This is a genomic window from Fluviispira vulneris, from assembly GCF_014281055.1.
Classification (GTDB): Bacteria; Bdellovibrionota_B; Oligoflexia; order Silvanigrellales; family Silvanigrellaceae; genus Silvanigrella; species Silvanigrella vulneris.
In genome coordinates, this window is the sequence record NZ_JACRSE010000001.1 from 560,078 (window position 1) to 573,610 (window position 13,533).

The following is a 13,533-nucleotide window of genomic DNA, read 5'->3' on the forward strand; positions in this document are numbered from 1 at the left end:
TTAAGAATCACCACCTCAAGCGGGAGACGGCGCCTATGTTTACTCAGTTTGTTTCAGAGCACAAAAATGACTTAGAAAATACTGCACTCGCAGTTAGACTTCTCGGCATGGATGCCGTTTTAAAAGCAAAATCCGGGCACGTTGGTTTGCCTTTAGGTGGAGCTGAGTTAGGAACTTTTCTTTATTTTGCTGTGATGAATCACAGTGCTAAACAGCCGCAATGGATCGATCGCGATCGTTTTGTCTTATCTGCAGGTCATGGCAGCATGCTTCAGTATGCACTTTTGCATCTTGCTCAGTACGATCTTAGCAAAGAAGACTTAATGAATTTTCGTCAATTAGGTAGCAAAACCCCAGGCCATCCCGAATACGGCCATACCGCAGGCGTTGAGTGCACAACAGGACCTTTGGGGCAAGGGATCTCAAACGCTGTGGGAATGGCACTCGCTGAACGGATGCTCGCAGCACGTTTTAATGATTCAAATCATTCAGTTATAGATCACAAAACATACGTTATCGCGGGTGATGGCTGCTTGATGGAAGGTGTGAGTGCAGAAGCGTGCAGCCTTGCGGGTCATTTAAAACTCAACCGTCTGATCGTCCTTTATGACGCAAATAATATTACAATTGATGGCACAATCGATATTGCATTTAGCGAAAATGTTGGCAAACGATACGAAGCGTATGGTTGGAATATTCTCGAAGCAGACGGCAACGATTTTGTTTCACTTGCAAAAGCTATGGACAAAGCTCATCACTTTGCTTCCATGCCAAACGGCGAATCGGGTCCAACCTTAATCATCTGCAAAGGAATCCCCGGTAAAGGCTCACCGAAGTGGGAAGGCAAACCTAAAATTCATGGTAACCCTATGAGTGCGGAAGATGTTATCGATGCCAAAAAGCATTTGGGAGTAACTCACACCGAACCTTTTTATGTGCCCAATGCCTGTTTAGAATCAGCCTATAAATTAGCAAACATCCGTGGACAAAAAGCAAAAAAATGGTCTGAACTCTTCGATGGAGTTAAAATCCACTGGGAAAAAACACAACCAGAAAAAGCTAAACTATGGCAGAACCTTTTTGAAAGTGAAACTTACAATGAAATGCGCAAAGAAAGTTTTGCTCAAGCCAAGGGCAAAATGGCAACGCGCACAGCGAGCGGCAAGGCTCTTATTGAACTTGCGCAGGAAAATCCTGGGTTAGTGGGTGGTTCAGCCGATCTTGCTGGTAGCAACTTGACCACTTTACCAAATTCCACATTTATCAATGCAAAAGATTTCTCGGGGCGCAATATCCATTTTGGAGTGCGTGAGCACGGAATGGCTGCTATTTGTAATGGAATCACGTTACATGGTGGCTTGCGTGCTTATTGTGCAACTTTTGCAGTTTTTTCAGACTATATGCGCCCTGCTATTCGCCTTGCAGCACTTATGAAAATTCCTACTTTATTTATCTTGACGCATGACAGTTATGCAGTCGGAGAAGATGGCCCCACCCATCAGCCAATCGAACATGCAGCAGCTTTACGTGCTATTCCAGAACTCAATGTTTATCGCCCTGCGGATATCCTTGAAACTTATGCTGCTTGGGAAAGTGCTGTGCTCTGTGAAAACAAGCCTTCGGCTTTACTTCTAACACGCCAAGACCTTGAAGACCTCGATACTCTTCTACCTGCACAAAGAAGCAAAGAAGTCGTTAAAGAGGGGTTGAGCAAAGGGGCATACTTATTGAAGGAATTCTCAGTAGAAGAAAATTCACAAAAAATTGTTTTAATCGCTTCGGGATCTGAAGTTTCAATAGCTTTAACTGCAAGTCAATTGCTAGAAAGTAAAGCAGTTGAAAACACTGCGGGCGAGAAAGTAAAACTGTCCGTCAGAGTTGTCAGTTCTCAATGTCCACAGGTTTTAGTTGAAAATCCTCTGACATTAAATAAACTTGTTCCTAAAGAAATTCCGATTTACGCAATTGAAGCAGGCTCTCCACAAAGTTGGGGAGAGATTGTCGGGAGAAATGGTGCTATTTTCAGTTTGAAAACGTTCGGCAGCTCAGCACCTGCGTCTGTATTAGCAAAGCATTTTGGTTTTACACCTGAAGCATTTTGTTCCTTTGTACTCAATCAATTAAATTTAAGGTAAGCTATGTCTCCACTTGTTAAACGTTCGAAAAGGATTATTGAAAAGTCCACTCCACACAACACAAACTTGACATTTTTTGTGTGTCTTGGCCTTGTCATGCTGATAAATGTTTTTCTCAATTACAGAGAACCATTTGATACTTGGATAGAAATCGTCGGCACTGTTTTTCAAATTGCCATTCCTATGTACGCAATTGTGCCTGTCCTATGGAAAAAGGATAAGGATGGTGCTGTGCAGATGATTAAAATCCTTATTTTTGTAATTGGAATCACCTGGGCATTTAAATTAGGCTTAAGCAATCTTGTCGGAATTGATGACCTACGTCCGCGCGGCGGGCACATGAGTTTTCCAAGTGGACATACGGCAGGCGCTTTTTCGGGTGCCGTATTTTTAGCAATTCGCTATGGAATTAAGTATGCTGTTATAGCTGTACCCCTTGCAGCTTTTGTTGGTTTTAGCCGAATATATTCTTTTGCTCACTGGCCTCATGATGTGTTTGCAGCAGTCATACTGTGTTGCGTGGGTGGTTTGCTTCTTGTGAGACCGTACAAAAAGAAATAAATAATTGTAGGTAAAATCTTACAAAAAAGGATAAACTGCTCTGAGTGAAATTGCAAAAAAGGGATAAATAAGTCCCTTTTTTAATATAATGTGATTAGAACTGTTAGGAAACAAGGATGTTACCTCAGACTCTTCAAAATATTTATCATGCACATCAAATATTGATAATAAAGTTTGCTTTCGGTTCTTTTATCACAATTATTTTTTATGCTTTATTTTTCTTTAAAGGTACGCTTAAACGCATAAAGATTCTTTTATTATTTGCTAATTTTTATCTTATCTTTGTATACTTAATCTATCAGAAAAATGAATTGTATTTTATTAAATACTCTCTTTTTTTATTTTGCCTATGGCTTTTCCAATACTCTCTCTCTTGGCTCAAACAAAATATTGAATTTTTTTTACTAAATATAAAATCTATATTTTCATGGAATAAAAACAAAGAAAAATATTCTCAAACCTCAATGACTCCAACACAACAAGCATTATTAAATACATCTTCTTCAACACTCCCTTTGCCTCAAACAAAATTAAATTCTTCTTTTGGCTCACCACAGATATTGACTTCATTTGGATTGAAAGTTCGGAGTAAAAGTGAAGTTTTTATTGCAGAAAAGCTTTTTGAACACAAAATTGATTTTAGGTATGAGATCCCTTTGTCCGCCGAAGGAAAAACTTATTTCCCTGACTTTACTATTTACATCGGTAAGAAAGTTTTTTATTGGGAGCATTTTGGCATGTTAAGCAACGAAGACTATCTGCAAAAAACAAAAAATAAAATCATTTGGTATGATAAAAATTTTCCAAAAAAATTAATTATGACTGAAGAGTGTAACGATCTTCTGCCTGTTATATGTGTAGAAATTAACAAACTCAAACGCATTAAGCAGCGGTGGCAGCCACTTCATCTTCTTCAAACTCTGAAGTCGTCCCGTGGGTCAAAGGAATATGCATCTCGAACTCGCCCGATTTAACACAGAGTTTTCCATCTATAGTTTCAATAACAAAATTTTCATCTTCAATTTCCATCTCGATAATACGTCCTTCTTCGAAAGACTTAAATGGAACCATAAAGTCTGAACCATCACCAAGAGTGATCGATAAATGTGCCCCGCGAATTTGAATTCGAGTCTTGCGGCTGTTCCGCAAAGTCGTCTCAGGCAATGGACCACCATCTAAACCAGCCTCACCCATGTCCTCACCACCAGCCGCAGGCGCTTCAGAACCACTGGCAGGACTTTCAGATTCTTCCATCCCATGGTCTATCGGTTCGGGAGCTGGAACAGGGGCGGCATCGCCTTCAGCAGTGTCATCGACAATTTCAAGTTCTTTCATTTCAGTAGGAGCACTGGCTCCTTCTGCAGAGGCCTCCGCTGGTGGAGCATCACCATCAGTCGCCGCTTCACCTTCTTCTGCTGCTTCTACAGGTGCTTCACCTTCTTCTGCTGCTTCTACAGGTGCTTCACCTTCTGCTGCTGCTTCTACAGGTGCTTCTCCTTCTTTCATTTCCGCTTCTCCTTCTGCAGGAGCTTCCATAGGCGCTTCGGCTGGAGCTTCGCCTGCCATTTCGACAGGGGCTGCAGCATCTGCTATGGGAGCTTCTTCTCCTGGAACATCTGCGGGGGGATTATCTGCTCCTTCCGCTGGCATTTCGGCTGCAGATGCTTCCTCTTCTGCAGGTGCCGCTTCGACGGGTGGAGCCTCCGCTCCTTCCGCCGGCATTTCTGTAGGAACTTCTGCCGCGGGAGCTTCGCCTTCGACAGGTGGGGCATCGGATGGAGCCGCTTCTGCTGGTGTTGCATCCATTGGAGCATCTTCAACAGGAGGGGCTTCTGCACCTTCTGCTGGCATATCAGCTACTGGGGCTTCACTTTCTGCAGGTGCTGCTTCAACAGGAAGAGCTACTGCACTCTCTGCTGGCATTTCGCTATCGCTTGCGGACGCTTCGGTCCCTCCTTCAACATGCTTCATGAGAACACTGGCAAAAGCTTCCATCCCTATTCTTGCTAGTACATCGACTATTTTTTCTTCATCTTGTTTGTTTTTTGAATAAACATCTAAAATATCGGCGATGGCCAATCCAATTTTTTTACGGGGGACTTTCTCAACGGCCAGTTGAGCAACTTGGGGTGGTTCGCAAGCTCGTCCTCCTATATATATTTTATACCCATCTTTATCACCCACGATATGAACCTCATCGGTTGCAGATGCCACACACGCTGTTGCACACCCGTTCATGCCAATATTTAAAGTCGAAAAAGTGGATTTAAACTTTTCGTTCAAAAATGGTGAAATCTCAATAGCGTCGCCGAGAGCATCCTGTTCACATTTTGGACAAAGCTCACCAAGGCAAGCTTTGGGAGAGAGGGTAGAAAAACTTCGATAATGTTTGACTAAAATTCCAGATTTAGAAAGACGAGCTTGAATGTCAGCGACTTTTTCTTTTGGTACGGTAAAACCAATGCGTTGGTCTTCTGTGACTTTTAAAAAAGCCGATACATCTTCGGCAACTTCGCAGATAAGGCGCAATTGCCCGCCATTGTAAACCCCTCCAGCAGCTTCAGCAAGGACAAATAAATTTCCATTTTTAAGTTCAAATTGCTCAGAAGCCACTGTTTTCCCCCAAACTACGTCACTCTTGGGTATCGTAAGGCTTGCAGGAGAACTTGAGACGGCATAGATTGCTTGAAATATAATTTTTTTTTGGTTACTAAAGCATCGAACGCCAGAAACCGAGTCAATACTTTGTGGTATTTTTGCTCTTGTGGAACTTGTTAATACTGGGAAGGGAGTTGTCCATGTCCATTGCCGCAGCGGCCTCCATGCGTGAATTAATTGAATACGTTGCCAAATCACTTGTAGACAATGCAGAAAAAGTCGAAATAAACGAAATCAACGGCGCTCAGACAAATGTAATCGAACTCAAAGTAGCAAAAGAAGATGTTGGAAAAATAATTGGTAAAAGTGGGCGAACTGCCGACGCCATCCGTACGATCTTAAATTGCGGTGCAGCCAAAATGAATAAACGATATATTCTCCATATCATTGACGAATAGAATTTAATTACCAACCAACATTTTCTTGTCAGATAAATCTTTCCCATCTTAATATTTATATTTAAAAATCGAAATTAAATTCAAATAAAGAATGGGAAACCTATGTGTAGTTACTTTAAAATATTATTTGTTTTTCTCTACTCGGTATTAATCGCAAGCTGTGGCGATTTAAAACAACATAATTTAGGTATTAAATTGCGGAGCCCTGCTCTACCTAAATTTCAAAGCAACGGTATCACCTACACTTCTTTTTCGCCAATTCATATTCCCGTTTCCATCACAAGCAATGCAGGCTTTTCATACACAGGCGCATTAAAAGCAGGAGCGAATACCATCTCACTCCCGGTGGCAACTGCTCTCACAGTGCAAATTGGTTATTTGGCATACGGTTTAACTGCTGGGCAAACGCTTGCACAGCAGTGTTCACAAAATAACAATGGTCCGAATGCTGTTTTATATACAGAATACACAACTTCATTTACCATTGATGAGGCATCCAGTTCAGTCAATATTAACTTCCCAAATCCTTTTACGGTGGTGAATTTCGATCATTTTGGTTTTAAAGTTAAAACCTCATCGGGCTCGCCCGCAGCCAATGCCGTTGCCTACTTTGAAGATGTTATAAGTAAAAGTTCCATTGTCGACCCATGTAAAAACACACCGCTTTTTGAAAATATAGACTCGGGTGGAAGGTTGCCTATAGATATTCCGATTTACAGCAGCACAAGTCAGTTCCGTATTCGTATTGTTGCAGCGGATGGAACAACTCAAGTTTTTACCCCTACACTTCCAAAAGGTGCGGCGAATGCTCAATTTTATTTTATGCAGTTTGGTTCGGGGGCAGTGACAGCCATGAATGAAAGTACAGATAGTTTTTTAGATGATGGATATCCCATTGCCTATCGGCGTGATTCTATGAATCGCAATCCACGTTATGCCGACATCAACACTTATACTTTTTATCCTCCTGATATTTCCACTGGAATGACAAGTTTTTATCCAGCGAACCAGACTTCGGGGAGCAATCGTTCCTATGTGGTCAAGTGCCAAATAACTTTAGACACTTCAGGAAGTCACGGAGCTGTTGTTGTTCCTTATCAGACCTGTCCATTAAATATTCCAAATATTTATACCTATTTTACACAACTCACGACTGGAACTTATTATTTCCTTGATGCATATCTTATGGACAGCGAAAACTTTTTGGCTTCGAATACTTCATCTTCGAATCCTTACACTCCTATTCTCAGTTCAAGCCCATTTCCGCATAGTTTTCGCACCCCAGGTTCTCCGCCATAGAAGTTGTGTTTGTTTTTTGCGTATTTTTTTGTTTTGCAAATCACAATTACGCTTAAACGATATGACAATATATAGGAATTATGCTTTCACGAGGAAAAAATGGATCAATTAACTTTTCAGCACACAGATTTCTTCTACGCTCAATCGAGTGACTTCTACAATCTGTTCAACAGGGATATTGTGCTTTAACATCTGTTTAGCAATTTCATTTCTTGTAATGAGTCTTCCTTCTGCAAATGTTTCTTCTAAACCAATCTTAAAACCAATCTTAAAACCAATTTTGTATCCCTCTTCATATGCAGTGAGCAAAGCTGTGTTGTAATCAAGTTGGTATTTCCGACGGGCTTCGTAGCGCACACGCTCTGCAGGATCTTCTCTATTATATTCTAAGTTTAATTCTAAAAACTTGAGCTTTGTTTTGCGCATAATTCTTTTTTGCTGCTCCTTTTTAAAACTGCATCCACTTTGCTCGTTTATTATAAAAAATTTTTCTTCACTTTGGGAATTTCTAAAAAAATAATTTTAAAATACTTATAAATAATATATAATTAAAATTATCGTTTTAATACCAAAATTCAAGAAAACTTACTGCCAAGAAAAAACAAAGAAATATTTTTCTTTATTAAACATTTAAAAACTCACTTATTTTTGAAATAATAAATCATTCAAAAAATAAAAATAGAAAATTAACTTTTCAATGCACAAACTTCTTCCACACTCAAGCGAGAGATTTCTGCTATCTGCTCAATGGGCAAATTGAGCTTTAACATCTGTTTAATATTTGCTCTTTTTTCAATTTCTATACCTTCTTCTTTACCCTCTTCTTTACCTTCTTCACGCGCAGTGAGCATACCCGTGTTATAGTCGAGTTGGTATTTCCGACGGGCTTCGTAGCGTGCACGCTCTGCGGGATCTTGGCTGATATATTCTAATGTTTCGTATGCTTGTTTGATTGCTGAGTTGTTCATTGTATTTATTTCCTCTTTCGATGCTCCGTTAAAAAACTGCATCCACTTGTCTAAGTCATTATAAAACTTTTTCTTCACTTTGGGAATTTCTAAAAAGATAATTTTAAAATCACTATATATTCGCTCCATTGTCTGCACTTTGAAAATTGCAAGTTCACTGTTGTAATCCGCAGAATTCTTAAAGAAATTAAAGTTTAAAATATTTATACAAATAGCAGGATATAAAACCTTATAATTCTGAGTTTTTTGTAATTGTGTTTCGTACAGTTTTGCCCAGTAATATAATGATCGCTTCTCGTACTCTCCGGTGTTTTGAATTTGCATTTCGACATTCACGTACGAATTATCGTTTAGACGAGCAATGATATCGAGCTTAGATTCCTTATCCATTTCAGAGTCTTTTGTGAGTTCATTGTTTAGAAACTCTATGCTTTTTATTTTTTGCTTCTCTGGGTAATTGAGAACACAATTGATAAAGTCAATAAATGTTTTTTGATTGTGAGTGAAAACTTTTTTAAAAACATAATCCGTTTTAATATCGAGAAGATCCAATTTTTTCAACGATACGCTCCTAAATTATTACAAAACAAAATTGTTCTGTAATAATTTAGTAAAACTTATTTTATATTAATAAATAGAGGATGAGCGGTGTGTTCAATTATTTGGGTTGGGTGTTCAGAAATTGTTTGGGTGAGGGATTAAAAAAATTTCATTGGCATGATGAGCACATAAATTACTTCCATAATTTCATTTAAACGAACTCTTTTAGAAAATCATAATACAAATATATTTCTTATCCCAAATCAAAATGAACTATTTTAGGATAAATCTGCTTTTAGTTTGAAAGAAAGACTAACTTTTTTTAGGTGTTACAGGCAATCAAGCTGAATTATTGCAAGGATTCATTTTCTAGATCACTTCTATTGAAAACTGTTACTTCAACGCCAAAATTTTTAAAAGATCCACGCAGAGGCATTTGCTGAATGTGTGTAGCGAGGAAAGGAAACGAGAATCTCACAAACTAGTTACTCCTAATTCTGAAAAAATTTCGTTTATAGCAGTCGTTAATTCTGGCCTATTCAAGGTGACAAATCGGGTAAGATATCGGTTATTTTCAGGAGGGAAACCATCAGCCAGATCAAAGGGTATGGTATAAATCATGAAACGAATGCAATTTATTCGCAGCAGATCCACAAATCTTGCAGCTGAAAGTTCAAAAATTATTAACCACGAATGCAAATTTTCTAGAAATGTTTTCATCCATTCGATACGGAATGTTTCAGTTGCATCTACCGAAAATTCTATTGAGCCGATGATAAGATCAGTTACTATAGAACCATAATAAACATCACCGAAATCTATTATTCCAACTATTTTATTATTCTTGATAAGAATATTTTCAAAAAAGTAATCACCATGTACAAGGCCTTTTTTAGATTTATCTAGCCAATTTTCAAGGTCTTTATTTTTAAGTAATTTGTCCATTTCTTGGATAGGCAGATATTTAAGAAGGAAAGAGTATTTTTTTTTAAATTTAAAAAATAGATTTTGAATAAATTTTTGGTCATTCACAGCAATCTTATCTTTTGATATATATTGAGACGAAGCTGTGAAAAATCTGCCAAGAATCTCTGCAGTTTGTTTAGACAAATCATTAGATAAATCTGCTTGGCATGGGCTTTTTCCGTCAATCATTTGATAAGCAAAAACCCATTGATTTTTATAGCACTTAAGTATCTCTCCATCTTGGAACAACAGAATATTAGGAACAGGTACCTTCTGATTTGAAAAAAATAAAAGTGATTCTATTTCTAAGGAAATTTGATCTTGCGAATAACCAGCTGGATAAGAACGAACTAGTATTTCTCCTTTTTCCTTAGTTAGCAATGTAAAATTTGATGCAATTCGTCCCTCATAAATGGATCTTGGGGAGCCATCTTGAGTTAAACCTAAATCTTCGATGATTCTATTTATGTAACTCTTTTTTAAACTAAGGTTATTTGTTTTGCGAATTATCATAACTAAACTTTTCCAATGTTTAAATAATTCCTGCCGCCTACTGAACGAGCAATTTGATACTTGCATCAAATTGCACTTGAGGGTTATAAGCTAATTCCTTGTGATCTAGAGTTATATTTGAATTTGCTTTTTGTCTATAGACTTTACTTGTACTAAAAAATATGAATTTATTAAGGTATTGTTATTAAGAAAATCAAGAGCTGACTTGGTTCCAATAATGTTCGTATCTAACGCATTTAAAGATTTTTTACTAACTCTATTAATTCCTAAAATGGCGGAAACATGAAAAATATAGTCAAAGTCTTCTGACAGGTTTTATTAACATTGATAGTTGGATTCCAGTGGTATTAGACCGATCAGATGATTATAATAATGGCATTATGTGGGATTGTAAGCGACTCTTTGAGTTGCCGACGAGCAGAATAACTTTTAGCAGAAAGTGGTATTTTCTTAGACCACACGATTATTTATCAATACTGCTGCTTTAAAGGCCGTAATAAAGGTTTTAATTCTAAAAATAAGATCCTGATTAAACAAAATAAATATTTGAATAACCTTATGGAACAATACCATCAATTTATAAAAAAAGATTGATAGGCCTATGCTTGGTTTCTTCTCATTAAAATCAGCGTGAGTTAGCATATGTGGAATAGAAGTTCATTTTTTACTGTACAAAGAGCAGTATAAATTTAATAATCATTTGCTTATTTGGGAGCATTATATTTTCCTGCCTAGATAATTGCGTCTAGAAGAGACCTATTTGAAAAGATACAGAACCATTCCTTGTTACTTCTAATTATTTGCATCACAATCATTATTTCCAATGCAGAGCAAATTTCAAAAATTAACGAATTTTTTTCTAATAAAAAGTAATAAATTTATTTCAAGTTTTATATAAACATAATCGCTTCACTAAATATAAGTATTAATATTTACCACCCCAAAAATAAAACTTCCCAAACAAAAAACCCCTTCTTTCACAAGAAGGGGTTTTCCGTCGTTATTTTCAGCTTCGAATGTTTAGGACTTTTTTTCGAAATAAAGATTATTAAAAACTCAAGCACAAAGGCCTAAGTTTTTAATTGCATTGTTACTTAGTGTAAGTAACTGGGATGTCTCTGTGAGCATTTTGATTAGCAAATTTTACAGTTTTATCTTTATCTTCTATTACTTGAAGAGTTCCTAAGAGTTTTTCATTTACTTTAATCTTAGTTGGATCTTTTACAGATACTCTATATGAATTTACATTATCTCCAGTGCCTGTTTCATCTAACTCAAGATTAGAATCACCTAAAAGCTTATCAACTTTATACTCAGTAGATGGAACCACTTTCTTAGAAACTTGACCATCTGAATTTACAAAATAAGCTCTGAACCAATCACTTTTAACTTTTTCACCTTTTAGATTGATAGCCAATAGCGGGGTTTTACCATCATAACTAAAGTTAAAAAATTTCGATTCCACAGCAGCGCCTACTGTGAAATTCACAGGATATTTAACAGACTCATCTGCGTTAAGCTGAACTTCAACAGCTGCTTTAGCACCAACTACAACATTTTCTTTTGCACAAAGATATTCTTTTTTATCAGTAGTATTTGTCACAAATTCAAAATATTGAGCCGATTCAGGAGTTAACACAACATTAAAGTCTGATACAGTAGCGTCTAGATCTTTAACATCACCAAACTTATACTTAACTCCAGTCAATTCAGCACAATGCTTAGTTAGATCGGCTTCAAGATATTTTTTCGCACCAACAGTTAATACTGTCGCAGGATTTTTATCGGTAGCGCCCACTTTAGCAAAAGTAGCACCCGTAAGAACAGGCTTATGATCTACATAATATGTTTTATCTATAGAATCGTCAAGATGAGCCGAAGAATTACTTACTTCAAATTTTACCTTAATTGGTAAATAAGGATATTCTTTAGCACCTCTTGTAGCATTCATTCTTAGACGTGTGTCAAACGCTTCTTGTTCTTTTGTAAGATCTTCAGAAACATTTGAGTTCCATAACTCTAAAGTAAGTTTACTATTAGTATCTAACGTCTTTTTTGCTTGAATTTTATAGCCATTAGATCTATTGTTTACGTTTTCATATAAATGAGTGATATCAATATAATCATCTAAATGTGAAAACTTAACAGAAATATCAGCATCATAATTTTTGCCAGACACTAAAATATTATTATCTACTATGGACTCCTTAGAAGTATAGTCTGAAGTTAGCTTAATATCTGTTAACGCACCTAGTTTAGTTACTTCTGGCTTAACATATATGACCTTAGTATTAGGAAGTGCTTCTCCTTGTTTGTTGGTAATTTCAAGAAGAAGAGTAACTTCTTTTCCTATGAAATTTCCAAAGTCTTTTGGCACATCAAAATAAAAATAAACTTCCTTATTTATTATTTCAGTTTTTGCTTTGCTGATTACTTCTCTATTATAAACCAATTGAACATCTTCAGCAGAAGTTAAAGATTGCTCAATCTTTTTTTCAGCATATTTTTCATCTAATAGGTCAACTTTTGACGTATATTTAATTTGAAACAATGGAGATTTTGATCCAGGGATCAGCTTCATTGCATAATGTGCTATCTTATTATCTTTTGTTGCAATTTGATAAACTTCTAAAGGAGCTTTTGCAGCCTCAAACTCTACTTTAGCTGCATCAAGTTTAGTTTTAGCTGTTTCTTTGGATGAACCTTCATCTGCATCAGCATACTCTTTTTCAGCTTGTTCAAGCTTTGTTTTAGCATCAATAAAAGATTCAAATTCTTCAGATGATTTATCTTTCAAACTGTTTGTAAGTCTTAAATCAGCATACTCTGCATCAGCAACAACTTCTGCTTGAGCCTGACCCGTTAAACCATCATACTTAGCTACTAAAGTAACTTTATCACCTACTGCTGCCATTTGTTGATGTGTGGAATTACCAGGATCTTTGTTATTTAAAACACCATTATTTTCAACTGCACAGATTTCATGTTTATCTGGATTTAAAGAAAATCTTTTTTTAACATTCGTTTCTTGAATATTTAAATTAAGGCCACCACCAGCCGTAGAAGCAACAGTTGTAACATCTATTAATTTACCATTTGGTTGTTTCACTTGCACTTTATAATGTGCACAACCTCCGTATCTCATTTTACCATTACCAATTTCAACAGTTAATTCTTGATCAGTTCTTAAAACATTGTCGATCTTTTTATCACTACCAGTTCCACTCGCATTATTATTATTATCATTTTTTTTGCAACCAGTAATTGCAATTGATGCAAGACCAAGGCCGAGAGCAGTGAGTTTTAAAGACTTACTTATCGTCATATTTTTCTCCTAAACATTACAAAAACATTAGATAACTATCAAAAATTGCAGACACAAGAACCATATTTCCGCAATCCGGGGAATATAAATTAATGTAACGATAATTGTAAATTTTTTTTTAGAAATAAAATTATCACAGATGATATTTATAAAAGCACAATAAATTAATA

At 36.6% G+C, this 13,533-nt stretch carries 11 protein-coding genes; 5 read left to right on the forward strand and 6 right to left on the reverse strand.

The features are described 5' to 3' along the window. The first annotated feature begins 35 nt into the window (after positions 1-35). The 3 genes from tkt (at position 36) to H7355_RS02215 (ending at position 3,670) form a co-directional block, all read left to right on the forward strand. The gene (gene tkt, locus H7355_RS02205; protein ID WP_186644623.1) at positions 36-2,135 is read left to right on the forward strand and encodes a transketolase; all 2,100 of its coding nucleotides are present in this window, start codon (positions 36-38) and stop codon (positions 2,133-2,135) included. A 3-nt stretch (positions 2,136-2,138) separates the two neighbouring features. Next, the gene (locus H7355_RS02210; protein WP_186644631.1) at positions 2,139-2,696 is read left to right on the forward strand and encodes a phosphatase PAP2 family protein; all 558 of its coding nucleotides are present in this window, start codon (positions 2,139-2,141) and stop codon (positions 2,694-2,696) included. Between the two features lie 116 nt (positions 2,697-2,812). Continuing rightward, a complete protein-coding gene (locus H7355_RS02215) occupies positions 2,813-3,670 on the forward strand; it encodes a hypothetical protein (protein ID WP_186644633.1) in 858 nt (285 codons plus the stop codon). Here the strand turns inward: H7355_RS02215 and H7355_RS02220 are convergent. Beyond that, entirely contained in the window at positions 3,579-5,309 is a 1,731-nt protein-coding gene (locus tag H7355_RS02220; protein WP_186644635.1) for a hypothetical protein, read from the reverse strand. The two genes, H7355_RS02215 and H7355_RS02220, sit on opposite strands and share 92 nt — an antisense overlap. A 209-nt stretch (positions 5,310-5,518) precedes the next feature. Here H7355_RS02220 and H7355_RS02225 point away from each other — a divergent pair, with 209 nt between their 5' ends. Then, positions 5,519-5,752, forward strand: coding sequence for a KH domain-containing protein (locus H7355_RS02225; RefSeq protein WP_130612833.1), 234 nt, complete (start codon positions 5,519-5,521; stop codon positions 5,750-5,752). A gap of 102 nt (positions 5,753-5,854) precedes the next feature. Then, positions 5,855-7,051: a hypothetical protein gene (locus tag H7355_RS02230; RefSeq protein WP_186644638.1), complete on the forward strand. Its 1,197-nt coding sequence runs from the start codon at positions 5,855-5,857 to the stop codon at positions 7,049-7,051. Between the two features lie 108 nt (positions 7,052-7,159). On the opposite strand, the gene H7355_RS02235 is transcribed toward H7355_RS02230, so the two are convergent. From H7355_RS02235 to H7355_RS02250, 5 genes are all read right to left on the reverse strand, one after another. Further along, on the reverse strand, positions 7,160-7,477 hold the full coding sequence (locus tag H7355_RS02235) for a hypothetical protein (protein WP_186644640.1): 318 nt from the start codon (positions 7,475-7,477) through the stop codon (positions 7,160-7,162). Between the two features lie 260 nt (positions 7,478-7,737). Further along, positions 7,738-8,580: an Rpn family recombination-promoting nuclease/putative transposase gene (locus tag H7355_RS02240; RefSeq protein WP_186644649.1), complete on the reverse strand. Its 843-nt coding sequence runs from the start codon at positions 8,578-8,580 to the stop codon at positions 7,738-7,740. A gap of 328 nt (positions 8,581-8,908) precedes the next feature. Further along, positions 8,909-9,037 (reverse strand): hypothetical protein, encoded by a 129-nt coding sequence (locus H7355_RS15980; RefSeq protein ID WP_286190604.1) that lies wholly within the window; start codon positions 9,035-9,037, stop codon positions 8,909-8,911. Next, complete coding sequence (locus H7355_RS02245) at positions 9,034-10,038, reverse strand: aminoglycoside phosphotransferase family protein (RefSeq protein WP_186644657.1); 1,005 nt, start codon at positions 10,036-10,038, stop codon at positions 9,034-9,036. Before H7355_RS02245 ends, H7355_RS15980 begins: the two co-directional genes overlap by 4 nt. Positions 10,039-11,128: 1,090 nt before the next feature. Next, positions 11,129-13,363: a hypothetical protein gene (locus tag H7355_RS02250; RefSeq protein WP_186644659.1), complete on the reverse strand. Its 2,235-nt coding sequence runs from the start codon at positions 13,361-13,363 to the stop codon at positions 11,129-11,131. Positions 13,364-13,533: the final 170 nt, after the last annotated feature.